Below are 18041 nucleotides of genomic sequence, written 5' to 3'. Positions count from 1 at the left end.
GTTGATCACGCGCAAGCCCACAACCCTTGCAAGCCTGCAGACTGGCATCCATGACCTCAGCCCCCTCCTCGTCAACACGTGCCACCGGCACGAGTGCCTCAACGCCCTCAACGCCCTCAACGGCCTCAACACCCGGGGAACCCACCCCCTTGTCTCGCCGCCGCCGGGCTCCGGTGCCGCGTGGCCGCTTTGCCTGGGTGACCGGGATTCTCAGCTGGACGCTGCTGATCGCCAGCACGCTGTTCTGGTGCGCGCTGCTGTTTCCGCTGGCGCTGCTGAAGCTGGCGCTGCCGTTTGCCGCCGTCAGGCGGCGCATCGATCCGCTGCTCAACGGCATCGCCACCGCCTGGATTGCTAACAACACCGGCTGGTTCGCGTGGATCCAGCGCGAGCCGTGGGATGTCCAGGGCCATGAGGGGCTGCGCTATGCCGACTGGTACCTGGTGAACTGCAACCACCAGTCGTGGGCGGATATCTTCGTGCTGCAGCGCTCGCTGAACCGGCGCATCCCGCTGCTGAAGTTTTTCCTGAAGCAACAGCTGATCTATGTGCCGGTGATCGGGCTGGCGTGGTGGGCGCTGGACTTTCCGTTCATGAAGCGCCATGGCAAGGCGCAACTGCGGCGCAATCCGGCATTGCGGCGCCAGGACCAGGAAACGGCGAAGCGCGCCTGCGCGAAGTTTTCGCTGGTGCCGACCAGCGTGATGGTGTTTGCCGAAGGCACCCGTTTTACCGAGGCCAAGCGCGCGGCCCAGGACTCACCGTACCGTCACCTGCTCAAGCCCAAGGCCGGCGGACTGGCGGTGGCGCTGAATGCGATGGGCAACAAATTCCGCTCGCTGATCGATGTCACCATCGTGTACCCGGAAGGCGCGCCGGGCTTCTGGGATCTGGCCTGCGGGCGCGCGGGTCCGGTGCTGGTACGCATGCGGCAACTGCCGGTGCCGCCGGCCTTCTGCGAGGCTGATTACGGCAGCGACAAGGCCTTCCGCAGGGAATTCCACAACTGGCTGGCGCGCCAGTGGGAGGACAAGGATGCGGAGATCGATGCGTTGGTGTCGGGGCGGTTGGGGTGAAGGTTTGGGGGCTTGTTTGGCTTTCCGCCATGCGGGAGGTTGTGGTGCTTGGCGGGCGTGGGCTGTTTCGCCGGCTTTAGCCGGCGGGGCTGCTTGCTCGTTGGCTTGGTTATGTAGGTCGGGTTCCATGTTGTCGTAGGATTAACCGCCTGGTTCCGCCCTGCTGGGCGGGTCACTTTTTGTCCGAGCGACAAAAAGTAACCAAAAAACGCGTCGCTTCAGGCGGCTGGCCATCAATTTGGTGGTGTTGGTGGTTCGGGCGGCGGTGCTTGCCGTTTGGCGTGGTTGGCCGTTCGGGCCTGCTACGCACCCTGTCTGTGCCCACATCAACGGACTATTGGACGAACCCGACTTTAGGCCGTTGGCAGCCTGCTAAGCACCGCGGCGGAGGGACGCCTTCGGCTGCGCTTCGCGCCGGCCCTAACGTGGCAGAACGAACGACCACGTCCTGATTTGCGCCTTTGGCCCGGCATCCCGACCGCGCCGTGTGAGCGCAGCGACGCACTCCGTGCCCGAGCACCCGACCTACGATACTGAGTGCGCGCAGCGCAGCCGTAGGCGTCCTACCGATGACCTCGTTAGCAGGCTGCCAATAGCCTAAAGTCGGGTTCGTCCAATAGTCCGTGGACGCAGGCACCGGACAGGGAGCGTAGCTGGGTCGAACGGCCACAAGCACCGCCGTTTGAACCACCGACGCCGTGAAATGGATGGCCAGCCGCCGGAGGCGGCGCGTTTTTTGGTTACTTTTTGTCGCTCGGACAAAAAGTGACCCGCCCAGCAGGGCGGAACCAAGCGTTTAAACCTACGACAACATCAAACCCGACCTACATAACCAAGCCAACAAGCAAGCAACCCCACCCCCTACGCCAACAACCGTTCAACCGCCCCCTTCCCCTGCCCCACCGCCGCGGCCAGCGACGGGCTGCCCGCATTGTCGCTGTTGGCGATGCTGATATTCCCCACACCGGGCAGCCCCGGCCACGCCACATCGGGCGCCACGTTTTCACCCGCCAGGCTGTCAGGCATATAGCTGTAGCCGTGCGCCCAGCGGTTAACGGTGATCCCGCGGATCACGTCCTTCGAAGCAAACCCCTTGTGCCCGAGCATGCGGTCGAGCTGCGCGCGGATGTCGCGCTCCAGCGTATCGAAGGGCGTCCCCAGCAGCAAGGCACGGCCCGCGCGAAAGCGGTCGCGCGCCGGCATGCCGCTATCCGGCACGGTCGGCACATAGAGCATATGCAGCACGGCGGGATCGGAGGGCTGCCTGCCCGCCGGCGGTTCCAGCCACAGGTCGGTATAGGCCATGGCCGGCGCGTGGATGCGGCGCGTGCGCAGCGCGGCGAAGGCCTGCCAGTGGTCCAGCGCCACCTTGGTGTAGACCAGCGGCGCCTTGGCCTCGTTGTGCAGCACCTCCTTCTGCTGCGCCGGCAGCGAAGGCAGCAGGTACGGGATCATCATGTTGTAGCCAGCCAGCACCACGTGGCGCGCCTCGACACGATGCAGGTTGCCGCTGAAGCCATAGGTCACGCGCGTGATATTGCCGTCGGGCTCGACCGCGATCGCGGTGCTGTTCAGGCGCAGGCGCACCGGCTGCCCGTCGCGGTCCAGGCGGCTGTAGTCGAACGTGGCCGACACCACATCGGCCGGCCGGGCGATCGACGCCACGCCCGGGATCAGGCTCTGCACCAGCAGCCGTGCCAGCGAGGCATTGCCATCCGGAAACCACAGGCGCGAAGCCGGCGACTTGCCAAGCCGCGGGTTTCCCGCCGGTGCAGGCATGTTGGCCCCGGCAGGCAGGCCGATGGCAATGGCGTCGGCAACGGAGATCCCATCGGCATCCAGCGCATAGGCATCGTTGCTGCGGCTGCGCAGGAAGCGTTGCCCGGCCAGGCCGATGCCGGCCTTGTCACGCAGGAAGCTGGCGTAACGCATGGCGCGCAGCGCCGCCGCACGCTCGGCACCGGACAGCGCCGGCAGGTAGTCGGTGGTGCCGGCGGCCAGCCGCGCCAGCGCGGCGCGGTCCGCCGCAGGCAAAGGCGTGCTGTCCAGGAAGCGCGACAGGGCCGCCGCATCCGGGCCACCGGCCTGCTGCCCGCTGCGGGCATCGATCAACTCGCCGAACGGATCGCCCGCGACCCATTGGTCGCGCCCGAAATGCTCGGCATCGAAGAACACGGCGCGGCCCATGCCGAGCGCGGCATAAGGATCCGCCGGCGCCGTGCCAGGCGGGCGCGTGGCGTCGAGCCCGATCCCTGCCAGCAGCTCGCGCACCGCAGCGTCGCTGGCAGCGCTTGCCGGCATCTCGGCGCTGCCGCCATAGGTCACCAGCCGCTGGCCGCGCACCGTGAACTCATTGCGCTTGGCATGGCCGCCGAAGTCGTCGTGGTTGTCCAGGATCAGGATGCGGCGGTTGGCACCGAAGCGGCGCCGGTAGAACCACGCCGCCGCCAGCCCGCTGAGGCCACCGCCGACTACGACCAGGTCGAAGGCCTCGTGTGCCAGCACCACGGGATATTTCGCGCCCTCGCGCGCCAGGCTGTGCGCCAGCGTGTAGGTGCCGGGATGGTTGCCGCGCAGCCCGGTCAGGGCCGGCGGGTACGTTGCACCAGTCCTGGCCTGCTGCGCGTGCAGCAGTTGTACCGGCGCAAGCCCTGCGGCGATGGTCAGGGCGGTGCCATTGAGGAAGTCTCTGCGCGTGATCGTCATCGGGGGCTCATCGTTCGGCATCGGTGCGGCGCTGGGCGGCCAGCGCCTTGCGCCGCGCGGCCACGTCGGCCTCTTGCACCGGCGCGGCGCGGTTGCCCCAGCTGCCGCGGATAAAGGTCAGCACGTTGGCCAGCTCCTGGTCGTCCAGCGTCCAGCCGTAGCCGGGCATGTGGTAATCCGCCGGCGCGGTGCCGACGCGCGCCGTCACGGCACCGTCGAGCAGCAGGTTGACCAGCGAGGCGGGGTCGGGATCGGCCACCGTCGGGTTGCCGGCCAGCGGCGGGAACACGCGGGCAAAGCCCTTGCCGTCGGCGCCATGGCAAGGCATGCAGAAGACCGCGTACTGCCGTGCGCCGGGCAGGTCGAAGCGGCCTTGCCGCAGTTGCTGCGCGGTGGCGGGATCGTGCCGGAAGGGCTTGTCCTCGCCGCGCGCGCCCGGCAGGGATTTCAGGTAGGCGGCCACCGCATCCAGGTCAGCGGCGTTCATGTACTGGGTGGCAGTGGAGATTACCGTGGACATCGGCCCGAACGAAGTCGCGTGCCCGTTGCGCCCGGTGCGCAGGAACTCGGCGATATCCGCGCGCGACCACGCGCCCAGGCCGGTGAGCTGGTCGCCGGTCAGGTTGGTGGCGGACCAGCCCTCCACGCTCGCCCCGGCCAGGAAATGGCGGCTGCGCTCGTCCAGCCCCTTCTCTGCGTACAGGCTGCCGCGCGGCGTATGGCAGGCGCCGCAGTGCGCCACGGCCTGCACCAGGTAAGCGCCGCGGTTCCAGGCCGCGCCGCGGGCTGCGTCGGTGCGGACGGGGTCGTCGTCGAGAAACAGGACATTCCACACGGCCAGCAGGCTGCGCATGCTGAACGGCCAACGCATCTGCGGCGCGGGATTGCGCTGCGTAACCGGCGCCACCTCGGCGCGCAGGTAGGCATACAGCGCCGCCACGTCCTCGGTGCGCATACGCGCATACGACGGATACGGCATCGCCGGATAGATCCGCTTGCCGTCGCGCGCCACGCCGTGCCGCACTGCGCGGTCGAACTCTGACAGCGAATAGGCACCGATGCCGCTACTTGCATCGGGCGTGATATTGGTCGAATGGATCGTGCCGACCGCCGTGCGGATCGGCAGCCCGCCGGCAAACGGCTTGCCGCCTTCGCTGGTATGGCAGGCGGCGCAATTGGCGATGCGCGCCAGGTAGCGGCCGCGTTCGATCTGTTGCGTGTCGGATGCGGTGGCGGCCAGCGCCACGCCTGCCGGCAGCAGCACGGCCAGCGTCAGGCTGGCCAGCTTGCGCAGCGCGCGGGATGTGGCGACACCAAGACCGTTGGGCAAAAGAAGCATGGGAGTCAGGCGGCGGAAACGGCCCAGTTCGCCGCCAGCACCAGGCAGACCACCAGCCCGGCGGCCACCGCTACGCCGGTCAGGATCAGCGGCACCGGGCGCAGGGTATCCAGGTCGCGCTGGTGCTCCTGCCCCTGGCGCAGGCCAAAGAAGCCCCACAGCACGGTCCGCAACAGCCTCAATGGGTTCATGGCATCTCCTTGCACAACGCCTTTGTATACGAATACCAATTATGAACCGTCCGCGCCAGCCATAACAGCATCAGATAACAGGAAAATTTACGTATCAGTTTGACGCCAACGGGCGATAATCTTTTCATCCCTGCCGCCCCCCCACCGCCCTCCGATGAAACGGTACGAAGCCCTCGCCGAGACCCTGGCCGCCGATATCCGCAACGGCAGCCTGCCGCCGGGCACGCGCCTGCCGTCCATCCGCAAGACCGTGGCCCAGTATGGCGTCAGCCCTTCCACCGCCTTCCAGGCCTATTACCGGCTGGAAGAGCGCGGGCTGGTGCGGGCACGCGAGCGCTCCGGCTACTATGTGGCGGGACCCGCGCGGCGCGAGCTGCCCCAGCCGCAGGCGCGGCCGTCGCGCCAGGTGTCGACGCAGGTCGACATCTCCAAGCTGGTCTTCGCCGTGCTGGAAGGCGCGCGTGACCGCGAACTGGTGCAGTTTGGCTCCGCCTTCCCTTCGCCCGAGCTGTTCCCGTGGGAGCGGCTGGGCAAGTCGCTGGCGCGCGCCGGCCGCGCGCTCGACCCGTGGTACTCGGTCAATGACCTGCCGCCGGGCAATACCGCGCTGCGCCGCCAGATCGCGTTGCGCTACCTGGGCGCGGGCGCGCCGCAGCCGGCTGAGGACCTGATCGTCACCAACGGCGCGCTCGAAGCGCTGAACCTGTGCCTGATGGCGGTGACGCAGCCAGGCGACGTGGTCGCGATCGAATCGCCCGGCTTCTATGCTTCGCTGCAAGCATTGGAGCGGCTGCGGCTCAAGGCCGTGGAGATCCCGGTCGACCCCGCCGAAGGCATCGACCTGGGCGCGCTCGACGCCGCGCTGTCGCGCCACCCGGTCAAGGCGTGCTGGTTCATGACGCAGTTCCAGAATCCGCTCGGCGCCAGCATGTCGGAGGACAAGAAGAAAGCGCTGGTGGCCTTGCTGGCGCGCCACCAGGTGCCGCTGATCGAGGACGATGTCTATGGCGAGCTCTATTTCGGCAACCGCTGCCCGCTGCCGGCCAAGGCCTTCGACACGCAGGGGCTGGTGATGCATTGCAGCTCGTTCTCGAAGACGCTGGCGCCGGGCTTCCGCATCGGCTGGGTGGCGCCGGGCCGCTTTGGCGAGGCCATCCAGCGGCTCAAGCTGATGACCACGCTGTCGGCGGGCGTGCCCACGCAGGTGGCGCTGGCCGAATACCTGCAGCACGGCGGTTACGACAAGCACCTGCGCAAGCTGCGCCATGTGCTGGAGATGCAGCAGGGCCGCATGATCGACGCCATCGGCCAGCACTTCCCGGAAGATGTGCGCGTGTCGCGCCCGGACGGCGGTTATTTCCTGTGGGTCGAGTTTGCACCCGGCTTCGATGCCCTGGCATTGCACCATGTCGCCCTGGAGGCAGGCATCGGCATTGCGCCGGGGCCGATATTCTCGGCGCGGCAGGGATACCGCAACTGCATCCGGCTCAACTACGGGCACTTGTGGAGCGACGAGGCCGAGGCCGCCGTCGCCACCCTCGGCCGGCTCATCGCGCAGCAGCAAGGTGGCTAACGCGCTTCTCGACGGCGGCGCAGCGCCCACTCCAGCGCCTCGAACACAACCTGCACCACCAGTGCCAGCACGGCCGCGGGAATCGCACCAGCCAGCAGCAGCGCGGTGTCGTTGAGCGCCAGCCCGGTGGCAATGCGCTCGCCAAAGCCCCCCGCCCCGACAAAGGCCGCGATGGTCGCCGTGCCGACGCTGATGATGGCCGCGGTCTTGACGCCCGCCAGCAGCACCGGCAGGGCCAGCGGCAGCTCCACGTAGCGCATTACCTGGCCACCACGCAGCCCGAGCGCCCGCGCCGCGTCGCGCATGCCCTGCGGCACCTGCTCCAGCCCGGTGGCGGTGTTGCGCACGATCGGCAGCAAGGCATAGAGAAACAGCGCCACCATCGCCGGCCAGACGCCGATGCGGCCCAGCAGCGGGATCAGCATCGCCAGCAGGGCCAGCGACGGCACCGTCTGCAGCACGCTGACCACGCCCAGCACGGCCTGCCCGGTACGGCGCCGCCGCGCCGCCAGCATCCCGAGCGGCACGCCCACCAGCGTCGCCGCACCGACCGCGCCGGCTACCAGGCCGACATGGCGCCGCGCCAGGCGCGCGGTGTCGGGCCCGAACAGCGCGGCAGCCAGCCGGCCGCGCGGTTTGGCACCATCAGGCGCGGTCTCTTGCCCTGCTGTACCGGCAAGGAAGGCGCGCGCAATCGCGTCGAATGACTGGCCCTCGATCTCCGCCGCCGCATTCATGGCGATCATGTCGTCGGCGTTGACGCGCCCTGCCAACCGCTGCAATGCCTGCCAGGCCTGCGGGAAGCGCTGTGGAACATCAAGGCGGTAAACCACCATCGCGTCATAGCGCGGGAAGTAATGCCGGTCGTCCTCCAGCACGCGCAGCTTGTACTTGCGGATCTTGGCGTCGGTGGAATAGATGTCGATGGCATCGACCTGCCCGGCCGCCAAGGCCTCGTAGGCAACGCCGTGGTCAAGCCCGACCGGGCGTTGCGGCAGCCCGTAGCGGCTGGCCAGCCCCGGCCAGCCGTCCGCGCGCCCCAGGAACTCGTGGGACAGGCCGAGCCTGAACTGCGGCTGCGCGGCAAGATCGCTCAGCCGGCGTAGTTCGCCGGCGCGGGCATCGGACACTGCCAGCGCATAGGTGTTCTCGAAGCCAAGCGGAATCGCCGCGCCCAGCCCCATCGGTGCCAGCGCCCGCTGGATGGCATCGAGGCCGGCTCCTGGGGGCAGCTTGAGGATCTCTGCGGCGAGCGTGCCGGTGTAGTCGGGATAGAGGTCGATGCTGCCGGCCTTCAGCGCCTCGAAGACGATGGCGGTATTGCCAAGGCCTGGCTGGTGTTGCGCGGTACCCGGCGGCCCCGCTGCCTGGGTCAGCAACTCGCCAAGGATGTACGACTCGGTGAAGCGCTTGGAACCCACGCGCAGCGGATCTGCCGCGCGTGCCGGCACGGCACCCGCAAGTGCAGCAGCCAGCACCCAAACCAGGACATGCCACGGCCGGCACCCTGTTCGTCCGATCTCCCGACTGCCACGGATCCAAGCCAAAACGTCTGTCCCGATGGTGGGCCGGTGTGCGCCCGGCATCGCTACATCATAGCTGGCGCATGTTCTTATCCAGAAATAGTATTTGTCATTTGCATGATGAAGGCATCAGAATGCAGATTACACATTCTTTCCAAATGCGCCCCCCATGGAAATCCGGCAGTTGGAAGCCTTCGCCGCGGTGGTCACCACGGGCAGCGTCACCGCTGCCGGGCGGCTGCTCGGCCGCTCGCAGCCAGCCATTACGCGGCTGATCCAGGAGCTGGAGGCCGAACTGGGCTTTGCCCTGTTCACCCGTAGCGGCCCGCGCGTCAGCCCCACCGAGCAAGGCTTCCTGCTCTATGACGAGGTCGAGCAGACCCTGGCCGGCATGCAGCAGATCCGCACGCGTGCCGCGGCCCTGGCGCGCGGCGATGGCCGGCCCCTGCGCATCGCCGCGACCCCGGCGCTGGCAGCAGGCCTGCTGCCGCCGGCGCTGGCGCTGGCCTTCGAACGCGGGCTGTGCGCACCGGAGCGGGTGTCGGTGCAGAACCTGTCGCCGGAACAAGTCGTGCACGCGGTGCTGACCGGCGCTGCCGATATCGGCCTGAACAGCCTGCCGCTGGAACACCGCGGCGTGACCGTGCACTGGATCGGCCAGTCCGCCTGCGTGGCGGCGGTGCGTGCCGACGATCCGCTGGCGGCGCAGCCTGCCATCGCCCTGCAGGACTGCCGCGGGCGCCGCCTCATCACCATGCAGAACCCGTACCGGCTGCGCCGCCGCGTCGACCGGGCACTGGCCGGCGCCGGCGTGCCGGAGGCCGCCGTGATCGACACCAATACCTCGATCAGCGCGCTCACGCTGGTGCGCGCGGGGCTGGGCATCGCCGTGCTGGAACCCGTGACCGCGCGCGGGCTGCCGCTGACCGATATCGCCGTGCGGCCCATCGATGCCGATATTCCCTTTTTCTTCGGCGTGATCACGCCGCAGGCCCGCCCCGCCAGCACGGCTGTGCTGGGGCTGGTGCAGGCCGTGGCCGACGCCGCCGCCGGACTGTTGCCCGACCTGGTGCGGCGCGAGCCCGCCGAACACGGCGCGCTGCTGCAGTCGCTCTATGGCGATGCCAGCGACGATGCTGACACGCTCTCACAAGATGCCGGACTTCCAAGCCATGACTGACCTATCCGCCTCCGCCCCTACCCCTGCCGCCGGCCTCGCCGCGCTGGAAGCGCGCGTGCGCCAGGACCTGTCCTGGCTGGAACTGCCCGCCAAGGCATGGACCGTCTCGCGCACCCAGGACGGCCGGGAAGTCCTGGACGTCGCTGTCATCGGCGGCGGCATGGCCGGGCTGGCAGCCAGCGCCACGCTGACGCACCTGGGCATCCGCGTGCGCGCCTTCGACCGTTCCCCGGCCGGCTTCGAAGGCCCGTGGGCCACCACCGCGCGCATGGAAACGCTGCGTTCGCCCAAGCAGCTGACCGGCCCCGCGCTGGGCCTGCCGGCGCTGACCTTCCGCGCCTGGTTCGAGGCACAGTTCGGCGCGGCCGCCTGGGAGGCACTGGACAAGATCCCGCGCCTGCAATGGATGGACTACTTGCGCTGGTACCGCCAGGTGCTGGCGCTGGACATCCGCAACGAGCATTGTGTCGAGCAGATCGTGCCGCGCGCCGACGGACTGGTGGCGCTGTCGATGAAAACCCCTGACGGCCCGCAGACCGTGCTGGCGCGCCGCGTGGTGCTGGCCACCGGCCGCGACGGCCTGGGCGGCGCCTACCTGCCGGCGGTGGCGAGCAAGCTGCCGCGCCACCTGTGGGCGCACTCTTCCGACGAGATGGACTACACCGCGCTGCGCGGCAAGCGCGTGGGCGTGGTCGGCGCGGGCGCGTCGGCCATGGACAGCGCGGCGACCGCGCTGGAAGCCGGCGCCGCCAGCGTGGAAATGCTGATCCGCCGCGCCGACATCCCGCGCGTCAACAAGGGCAAGGGCGCGGGCAATCCCGGCCTGGTCCACGGCCACCCGATGCTGTCCGATGAATGGAAATGGCGCATCCGCCATTACATCAATGCGCAGCAGGTGCCGCCGCCGCGCGGCAGCACCCTGCGGGTCTCGCGCCATGCCAATGCGCGCTTCCACCTGGGCTGCCCGATCGAAGCGATCGAGCCACATGGCGACGGCCTGCGCGTGCACACGCCCAAGGGCGTGTTCGAGCTGGACTTCCTGATCTTCTCCACCGGCTTCCGCATCGCCCTGGATACCCGGCCCGAGTTCGCCGCCTTCGCTCCGCAAATCCGCTACTGGCGCGACCGCTACACGCCCCGCCCCGGCCAGGAAGACCAGGAGCTGGCCGATTCGCCCGACCTGGGCCCTGCCTTCGAGTTTATCGAGAAGACGCCCGGCGCCTGCCCCGGCCTGTCGCGCATCCACTGCTTCTGCTATCCGGCCGCGCTGTCGCACGGCACGGTGTCGGGTGACATCCCGGCCATCAGCGACGGCGCGCGCCGGCTGGGCCAGGGCATCGCCGGGCTGCTGTACCAGGAGGACGTGGAAATCCACTACGCCAACCTGGAAGCCTACGCCGAGCCCGAAGTGTTCGGCGACGAATGGACGCCGGCGCCATGAGGGCGATAAGAACCGCCCTCACCCGCTGGCCCTGGCGCTGGCTGCTGCGCCGCCTGCTGCAGGCGGCCGTGGTGGTGCTGGTGATGACGGTGATCGTCTTCGCCGGCCTGCATGCCATCGGCAATCCGGTCGACATCCTGATCGGCCAGGACGTTGACCAGGTCGACCGCGCGCGCATCATCGCCGCGCTCGGACTGGACCAGCCGCTGTGGCGCCAGTACCTGGGCTTCCTGAACGGCGCGCTGCACGGCAACCTGGGCAACAGCTTTGTCTACAACGTGCCGGCGATCCAGCTGATCCTGCAACGGCTGCCGGCCACACTGGAGCTGGCGGTGGCGGCCCTGCTGCTGGCCGTGCTGGTGGGCGTGCCGCTCGGGCTGTTCGCCGGGCTGTATCCCGAGCACCCGCTGTCGCGCGTGCTGATGACCGGCAGCATCGTCGGCTTCTCGCTGCCCACCTTCTGGGTCGGCCTGATGCTGATCATGGCGTTCAGCGTGCGGCTGGGCTGGCTGCCTTCGGGCGGGCGCGGCGCCACCGCGGAATGGCTGGGCGTGCCGTGGTCCTGGCTCACCGCCGACGGGCTGCGCCATATGATCCTGCCGGCCATCAACCTGTCCTTGTTCAAGGTCTCGCTGGTGCTGCGCCTGACGCGCGCCGGCGTCCGCGAGGTCCTGCCGCAGGACTGGGTCAGGTTTGCGCGCGCCAAGGGCCTGTCGCCGCTGCGCGTGGTGCTCGGCCATGTGCTGCGCAACACCATGATCCCGCTGGTGACGGTGCTGGGCCTGGAGTTCGGCTCCACCATCGCGTTCGCGGTAGTGACTGAGAACATCTTCGCCTGGCCCGGCGCCGGCAAGCTGATCCTGGACAGCATCAACGCGCTCGACCGGCCGGTGATCGTGTCCTACCTGGTGGTCGTGGTATGCCTGTTCGTCACGCTGAACCTGATCGTCGACGTGCTCTACAAAGTGCTCGATCCGCGCGTGCGGCTGGAGGGGGCGGCATGAACGCCAGCGACAAGACAAGCGCGGTGCCGGCCGAAGATTTCGCGACGCCCCCGGCGCCAGCGTTGCGGCGCGAAGCGCCGTGGCGCCGCGTGGCGGCCGACTTCCTCGCCTCGCGCACCGCCGTGTTCGGGCTGGTGGTGCTGGCGCTGCTGGTGCTCACCGCGCTGCTGGCGCCATGGATCACGCCGCAGAACCCCTACGACTTGCTGCAGCTGGACGTGCTGGACGCGCGCCTGGCGCCCGCCACCGCCAACGGTGCCGGCACCTACAGCTACTGGCTGGGCACCGACGGCCAGGGCCGCGACATCCTGTCCGGCATCATCTATGGCCTGCGCATCAGCCTGCTGGTGGGCGTCGGCTCGGCGGCGATCGCCGGCGTGCTCGGCACGCTGCTGGGACTGATTGCGGCGTATGCCGGTGGGCGCGTGGACAGCCTGATCATGCGCACCGTGGACCTGCTCCTGTCCTTCCCGTCCATCCTGGTGGCGATGATGATCCTGGCCTTCCTCGGCAAGGGCGTCGGCAACGTGGTGCTGACGCTGGTGATCCTGGAGTGGGCCTACTACGCCCGCACGGCACGCGCCCAGGCCCTGGTGGAGAGCCGGCGCGAATACGTCGAGGCCGCGCGCGGCCAGGGCATCGCGCACTGGCGCATCGTGGTCGGGCACATCCTGCCCAACTGCATGCCGCCGCTGATCGTGATCGGCTCGCTGCAGGTGGCGCGCGCGATCACGCTGGAGGCCACGCTGTCCTTTCTCGGCCTGGGCGTGCCGGTGACCGAGCCCTCGCTCGGCCTGCTGATCGCCAATGGCTACCAGTTCATGCTGTCCGACGAATACTGGATCAGCTTTTTCCCGGGCATCGCGCTGCTGCTGACCGTGGTGGCCATCAACCTGGTGGGCGACCGCCTGCGCGACGTCCTCAACCCGAGGCTGCAGAAATGAGCGCGCCCGCCACGCTAACCGATATCCCGACGCTGGAAGTGCGCCAGCTGCGCACCCACTTCGACACCCGCAACGGCGTGCTGCGGGCGGTGGACGATGTCTCGTTTGCCGTGCCGCGCGGCCGCATCCTGGGGCTGGTGGGCGAATCCGGCTCGGGCAAGTCGGTCACCGGCTTCTCGATCATGGGGCTGGTGGACGCGCCCGGCCATATCGCCGGCGGCGAGATCCTGTTCCAGGGCCGCGAGCTGACCCGCATGCACCCGGCCGAGCTGCGCCAGCTGCAGGGCAACCGCATCGCCATGATCTTCCAGGATCCGATGATGACGCTGAATCCGGTGATGCGGATCGACGCGCAGATGATCGAGGCGGTGCGCGCGCACAGCAAGGCCACTCACAAGCAAGCGCGCGAACTGGCCCGCGACACGCTGGGCATGATGGGCATCCCGAGTCCGGACGAACGGCTGCTGGCCTACCCGCACCAGCTTTCCGGCGGCATGCGCCAGCGCGTGGCGATTGCCACCGCCATGCTGCACCGGCCCGACCTGATCATCGCCGACGAGCCCACCACGGCGCTGGATGTCACCATCCAGGCCCAGATCCTCTCGGAAGTGCAGACGCTGGCACGCCAGCACGGCACTGCGCTGATCTGGATCACGCACGACCTGTCCGTGGTGGCGGGCCTGGCCGACGAGGTCGCGGTGATGTACGCCGGCCGCATCGTCGAGCAAGGCCCGGTGGACGACGTGCTCGACCGCCCGCTGCACCCTTACACCGCCGGACTGATCGCGAGCCTGCCGAGCCTGAACCAGCGCGGCCAGCGGCTGCGGCAGATTCCCGGCATGACACCCGACCTGGCCGCGCTGCCGCCCGGCTGCGCCTTTGCCGCGCGCTGCCCGTGCGCCAGCGCCGTGTGCGGCGCAGCGCCGGCCATCAGCACGCCCGCGCCGCTGCGCCAGGTGCGCTGCTTCCACCCCGGCCAGCTGGCCGTCAGCATGGAGCCGGCATGACCGTCAGCGAACTGCATCGCACCCACGCGGGCCACGCGCAAACTGTGCCGGCAGCAGCAGACGGCAAGCCGCCGCTGGTGTCGGCCCGCGCGCTGGCCAAGCGCTTCGGCGAGCGCAAGCCGGGACGCATCGGCCAGGCGCTGGAACGCCTGGGCTGGTCCGAGCCCGCGGGCGTCACCCACGCCGTGGACGGCGTCGACCTGGACCTGAAGCACGGCGAAGTGCTCGGGCTGGTGGGCGAATCGGGCTGTGGCAAGTCCACCCTGGGGCGCATGATCGCGGGCCTGCTCGACCCGTCCTCCGGCGAGATTCACATCGACGGCCGCAGCCCCGCCAGCCTGGACCGCGCCGGGCGCCAGGCGCTGCGCCTGAAGATCCAGATGGTGTTCCAGGACCCCTACGCCAGCCTGAACCCACGCCTGCGCGTGGACCGCATCGTCGGCGAGGGCGCACGGCTGCAAGGGCTGGTCGATGCGGTCGGCTTCGACGACTACGTCAGCGCGCAACTGCAGCGCGCCGGACTGGACCCGAGGCTGCGCCAGCGCTACCCCCACCAGTTCAGCGGCGGCCAGCGCCAGCGCATCGGCATTGCCCGCGCGCTGGCGGTGCAGCCCGAGTTGCTGGTGTGCGACGAGGCCGTGGCAGCACTGGACGTGTCGATCCAGGCCCAGGTGCTGAACCTGTTCATGGACCTGCGCGAGCAACTGGGCCTGAGCTACCTGTTCATCAGCCACGACCTGGGCGTGGTCGAACATATCTCTGACCGCGTGATGATCATGTACCTGGGCCGCGTGGTGGAAAGCGCGCCGACCACGGAGATCTTCCGTCGCCCCAACCACCCGTACACGCAGGCGCTGCTGGCCGAAATCCCGCGCCTGGACGCACGCCATAAGGCTTTCACCGCCATCCGCGGCGAGATCCCCAGCCCGCTGGCACCGCCGGCCGGCTGCCATTTCCACCCGCGCTGCCCGCATGCCATGGCGCGCTGCGCGGTGGAGCCGCCCAGGTTGCGCGGCATCGCCGTCAACCATCTGAGCGCCTGCCATCTCAATGAAGGCTGACGCTCACCGTATCGCCCCGTTCGTTCCAGAAACCGCCCGGAGGAATCGCCCCATGAATCACTCGTCGTCCCTCTCCTTGCGCGCCACCGTGGCCGCCGTGCTTTGCGCCGCCGCGGCGGTGGCTTCCGCGCAGTCGCTGACGATCGGCTTTGCCGACCCGTTGTCGTCGCTGGACCCCCAGCTGAACAACCACGCCGGCGACCGCTCGGTGGACCTGCACTTCTGGGACCTGCTGATCGAAAACAAGGACAACAAGCTGCAGCCGGGGCTGGCGCTGTCGTGGAAGGCGCTGGACGACAAGACCTGGGAGTTCAAGCTGCGCCGCGACGTGAAGTGGCAGGACGGCAAGCCCTTCACCGCCGAGGACGTGGTCTTCTCCTACCAGCGCGCACGTAATGTGCCGGGTAGCGTGGCTTCGTTCTCGGGCTACCTGCGCACCATTGAATCGGCCACCGCCAGGGATCCGTACACGCTGCTGGTCAAGACCAACATCGCCAACCCCGACCTGCCGCTGAACCTGGCCTCCGTGCATATCGTCAGCAAGCACGTGGGCGACCAGGCCAGTACCGACGACTACAACGCGGGCCGCGCGGTGGTGGGCACCGGTCCCTACAAGTTCGTCTCCTACACCCCGGGCGACCGTGTGATCATGGCGCGCAACGACGGCTACTGGGGCGGCAAGCCGACCTGGCAACAGGTCAATTACCGCTACATCAACAACGGGCCAGCGCGCACCGCGGCGCTGATGTCCGGCGACGTGGACGTGATCGACAAGGTCTCGGTGTCCGACCTCGCTAAGCTCAAGCAGTCGGCCAATGTCAGCGTGTTCCCCTACAACGGCCTGCGCGTGATGCTGCTGCAACCGAGCTTCAAGCCTGGCCCCAACCCCTACCTCACCGACAACGCCGGCAAACCGCTGGACAAGAATCCGCTGCTTGACGTGCGCGTGCGCCGGGCGCTGTCGCTGGCCATCAACCGCGAGGCCGTGGTGGGCCGCATCCTGCAGAACACCGCCACCGTAGCCAACCAGTGGATGCCCAAGGGCACTTTTGGATACAACCCCGAAGTCAAGGACATCGCCTATGACCCCGCCCAGGCCAAGAAGCTGCTGGCCGAGGCCGGCTTTCCCGACGGCTTCAAACTGACCATCCATGCCCCCAACGACCGCTACCCGCAGGGCCCGGAAACGGCGCAGGCGGTGGCGCAGTTCTGGACCCGCGTGGGCGTGAAGACCCAGGTCGAAGTGGTGCCCTGGTCGGTCTACTCCGGCCGTGCCAACAAGAACGAGTACGCGGTCAGCATGCTGGCCTGGGGCAATGGCACCGGCGAGGCCAGCTATGCACTGGTCAACGTGCTGGCCACGGTGGACGGCAAGAAGGGCCTGGGTGCCTCCAACTGGGGCCACTACAGCAACCCGGCAGTAGACCGCGCGCTGGAGGAATCCACCGCCGAGTTCGACGTGGCGAAGCGCGAAACCATCCTGCGCCGATCGGTCAAGCTGGTGTCCGACGACGTGGGCGTACTGCCGCTGTACCACTACCAGAACATCTGGGCTGCCAAGAAGGGCCTGAAGGTGACGCCGATGACCAGCGACCGCACCGCAGCCATGATGGTGACGCGGACGGGCAAGTGAGCATGGCCAAGATGACCGCCCCAACCCTTGCCATCACCCCGGCCGATGCGCTGATCGACGAGCCGCGCCGCATCGCCATCACCGGCCTGCGGCCCGGCGAGACCGTCACCGTCAGCACGCGCACCGTGCGCGGCCCCGACGTCGCCTGGGCCAGCCACGCCGATTTCATCGCCGCGGGCGACGGCAGCGTGGACCTGGAGCGCGATGCGCCAGTGCGCGGCAGCTACAGCGGCGTGGCGCCGATGGGCCTGCTGTGGGCGCAGCGGCCCGCGGCATCGGACAGCCGCGAACTGTTCCACGCCGACGCCACCCGGCCGCTGGTGACCGAGGTCACCGTCACCGCCGCTGGCGGCGAGGCACGCGGCGAACTGGTGCAGCGCCTTGCCGCGCCAGGCGTGGTGCGCGAGGAAATCCGCGTGGACGGGCTGGTCGGCACGCTGTACCGCCCGCCCGGCGCCGGCCCGCACCCGGCGGTGATGGTGATTAACGGATCCGGCGGCGGCATCAACGAACCGCGCGCCGCGCTCTATGCCTCGCATGGCTATGCCGCGCTGGCGCTGGGCTATTTCAAGGCGCCGGGCTTGTCGGACTATATCTCCAACACGCCGCTGGAATACTTCGAGCGCGGCCTGCAATGGATGCATCGTGAACTGCGCCCGGCGCACGGCTTTGTCGCCCTGTCCGGCCAGTCGCGTGGCGGGGAGCTGGTGCTGCTGCTGGGTGCGACCTTTCCCGATCTGGTGTCCGCGGTGATCGGCTACGTGCCGGGCGCGGTGGTGCACAGCGCCCAGAATGCCGCCGACCCGGCCATCGGCCGCGAGGGCGCAGCCTGGCTGCACCATGGCAAGCCGCTGCCGCATGTGTGGGAGAACAACCCCGACGCCAGCTGGGCGCCGTTCGACGAAGGCCCGGCACCGCACCGGCACGAGCGCGCCATCCTGACCGCGCTGAAGAATGCCGGGGCCGTGGCGCGCGCCCGCATCCGGGTGGAGCACATCCGCGGGCCGGTGATGCTGCTGTCCGGCACCGACGACGGCTCGTGGCCGTCCAGCCTGTATTCGCGCATGGTCGCCGACAAGCTGGCCGAGGCCGGCCATCCGTATCCGGTCGAGCACCTCGACTTCGAGCACGCCGGCCACGCCATCCTGTTCCCCTACGTGCCCACCACGCAGGCGGTCTACGCGCATCCGGTATCGCGCCGCATCAGCACTACAGGCGGCACGCCCGAGGCCAATGCAGGTGCCGACGAGGCATCCTGGCGCGGGGTCCGCGCATTCCTCGCGCGGGCCGTGGCCGCGCGCAAGCAAGCCGCCGGGGACTGACGCTGACGGCCGCGCCAACACGACAACGAATCCTTCGACAC

General features: G+C 68.9%; 14 protein-coding genes. 10 read left to right on the top strand and 4 right to left on the bottom strand.

The window, feature by feature from the left end; all coding sequences use genetic code 11:
* Positions 1–173 precede the first annotated feature (173 nt).
* Entirely contained in the window at positions 174–1076 is a 903-nt protein-coding gene (locus DN412_RS12555; RefSeq protein ID WP_115015782.1) for an acyltransferase, read from the top strand.
* A gap of 861 nt (positions 1077–1937) precedes the next feature.
* Here DN412_RS12555 and DN412_RS12550 read toward each other — a convergent pair.
* From DN412_RS12550 to DN412_RS12540, 3 genes are read right to left on the bottom strand one after another with little or no spacing between them, the layout of a single operon-like run.
* Complete coding sequence (locus DN412_RS12550; RefSeq protein WP_115015779.1) at positions 1938–3782, bottom strand: NAD(P)-binding protein; 1845 nt, start codon at positions 3780–3782, stop codon at positions 1938–1940.
* 7 nt (positions 3783–3789) lie between these two features.
* Entirely contained in the window at positions 3790–5121 is a 1332-nt protein-coding gene (locus DN412_RS12545) for a cytochrome c (protein ID WP_115015775.1), read from the bottom strand.
* Between the two features lie 5 nt (positions 5122–5126).
* The gene (locus DN412_RS12540) at positions 5127–5312 is read right to left on the bottom strand and encodes a DUF2970 domain-containing protein (RefSeq protein WP_010811552.1); all 186 of its coding nucleotides are present in this window, start codon (positions 5310–5312) and stop codon (positions 5127–5129) included.
* Between the two features lie 154 nt (positions 5313–5466).
* Here DN412_RS12540 and DN412_RS12535 point away from each other — a divergent pair, with 154 nt between their 5' ends.
* The gene (locus tag DN412_RS12535; RefSeq protein ID WP_115015771.1) at positions 5467–6885 is read left to right on the top strand and encodes an aminotransferase-like domain-containing protein; all 1419 of its coding nucleotides are present in this window, start codon (positions 5467–5469) and stop codon (positions 6883–6885) included.
* Here the strand turns inward: DN412_RS12535 and DN412_RS12530 are convergent.
* On the bottom strand, positions 6882–8363 hold the full coding sequence (locus tag DN412_RS12530; RefSeq protein WP_115015767.1) for a glycine betaine ABC transporter substrate-binding protein: 1482 nt from the start codon (positions 8361–8363) through the stop codon (positions 6882–6884). The genes DN412_RS12535 and DN412_RS12530 overlap by 4 nt on opposite strands.
* A 214-nt stretch (positions 8364–8577) precedes the next feature.
* Here DN412_RS12530 and DN412_RS12525 point away from each other — a divergent pair, with 214 nt between their 5' ends.
* The 8 genes from DN412_RS12525 to DN412_RS12490 are packed head-to-tail and all read left to right on the top strand — an operon-like array spanning position 8578 to position 18000.
* On the top strand, positions 8578–9588 hold the full coding sequence (locus DN412_RS12525) for a LysR family transcriptional regulator (protein ID WP_115015763.1): 1011 nt from the start codon (positions 8578–8580) through the stop codon (positions 9586–9588).
* Complete coding sequence (locus DN412_RS12520; protein ID WP_115016001.1) at positions 9581–11029, top strand: NAD(P)-binding domain-containing protein; 1449 nt, start codon at positions 9581–9583, stop codon at positions 11027–11029. The genes DN412_RS12525 and DN412_RS12520 overlap by 8 nt, the downstream gene beginning before the upstream one ends.
* A complete protein-coding gene (locus DN412_RS12515; protein ID WP_115016005.1) occupies positions 11026–12033 on the top strand; it encodes an ABC transporter permease in 1008 nt (335 codons plus the stop codon). The genes DN412_RS12520 and DN412_RS12515 overlap by 4 nt, the downstream gene beginning before the upstream one ends.
* Entirely contained in the window at positions 12030–12977 is a 948-nt protein-coding gene (locus DN412_RS12510; protein WP_115015759.1) for an ABC transporter permease, read from the top strand. The genes DN412_RS12515 and DN412_RS12510 overlap by 4 nt, the downstream gene beginning before the upstream one ends.
* A complete protein-coding gene (locus tag DN412_RS12505) occupies positions 12974–13984 on the top strand; it encodes an ABC transporter ATP-binding protein (protein ID WP_115015756.1) in 1011 nt (336 codons plus the stop codon). Before DN412_RS12510 ends, DN412_RS12505 begins: the two co-directional genes overlap by 4 nt.
* A complete protein-coding gene (locus DN412_RS12500; protein WP_208647603.1) occupies positions 13981–15045 on the top strand; it encodes an ABC transporter ATP-binding protein in 1065 nt (354 codons plus the stop codon). The genes DN412_RS12505 and DN412_RS12500 overlap by 4 nt, the downstream gene beginning before the upstream one ends.
* Positions 15046–15097: 52 nt before the next feature.
* A complete protein-coding gene (locus DN412_RS12495; protein ID WP_115015752.1) occupies positions 15098–16678 on the top strand; it encodes an ABC transporter substrate-binding protein in 1581 nt (526 codons plus the stop codon).
* Positions 16679–16689: 11 nt separating this feature from the next.
* Entirely contained in the window at positions 16690–18000 is a 1311-nt protein-coding gene (locus DN412_RS12490) for an acyl-CoA thioesterase/bile acid-CoA:amino acid N-acyltransferase family protein (RefSeq protein ID WP_115015994.1), read from the top strand.
* The last annotated feature ends 41 nt before the right edge of the window (positions 18001–18041 follow it).

Source organism: Cupriavidus lacunae (genome assembly GCF_003353055.1).
Lineage (GTDB): Bacteria > Pseudomonadota > Gammaproteobacteria > Burkholderiales > Burkholderiaceae > Cupriavidus > Cupriavidus lacunae.
Note: the sequence above shows the minus strand (reverse complement) of the source record. Positions and strands in the feature narration are given on the sequence as shown.

Bases quoted from the DNA above. Each gene is read 5' to 3' on its own strand.
- DN412_RS12545 (WP_115015775.1), bottom strand. From the start codon at position 5,121: ATGCTTCTTTTGCCCAACGGTCTTGGTGTCGCCACATCCCGCGCGCTG.
- DN412_RS12510 (WP_115015759.1), top strand. From the start codon at position 12,030: ATGAACGCCAGCGACAAGACAAGCGCGGTGCCGGCCGAAGATTTCGCG.
- DN412_RS12540 (WP_010811552.1), bottom strand. From the start codon at position 5,312: ATGAACCCATTGAGGCTGTTGCGGACCGTGCTGTGGGGCTTCTTTGGC.
- DN412_RS12520 (WP_115016001.1), top strand. From the start codon at position 9,581: ATGACTGACCTATCCGCCTCCGCCCCTACCCCTGCCGCCGGCCTCGCC.
- DN412_RS12500 (WP_208647603.1), top strand. From the start codon at position 13,981: ATGACCGTCAGCGAACTGCATCGCACCCACGCGGGCCACGCGCAAACT.
- DN412_RS12515 (WP_115016005.1), top strand. From the start codon at position 11,026: ATGAGGGCGATAAGAACCGCCCTCACCCGCTGGCCCTGGCGCTGGCTG.
- DN412_RS12505 (WP_115015756.1), top strand. From the start codon at position 12,974: ATGAGCGCGCCCGCCACGCTAACCGATATCCCGACGCTGGAAGTGCGC.
- DN412_RS12490 (WP_115015994.1), top strand. From the start codon at position 16,690: ATGACCGCCCCAACCCTTGCCATCACCCCGGCCGATGCGCTGATCGAC.
- DN412_RS12525 (WP_115015763.1), top strand. From the start codon at position 8,578: ATGGAAATCCGGCAGTTGGAAGCCTTCGCCGCGGTGGTCACCACGGGC.
- DN412_RS12550 (WP_115015779.1), bottom strand. From the start codon at position 3,782: ATGACGATCACGCGCAGAGACTTCCTCAATGGCACCGCCCTGACCATC.
- DN412_RS12495 (WP_115015752.1), top strand. From the start codon at position 15,098: ATGAATCACTCGTCGTCCCTCTCCTTGCGCGCCACCGTGGCCGCCGTG.
- DN412_RS12535 (WP_115015771.1), top strand. From the start codon at position 5,467: ATGAAACGGTACGAAGCCCTCGCCGAGACCCTGGCCGCCGATATCCGC.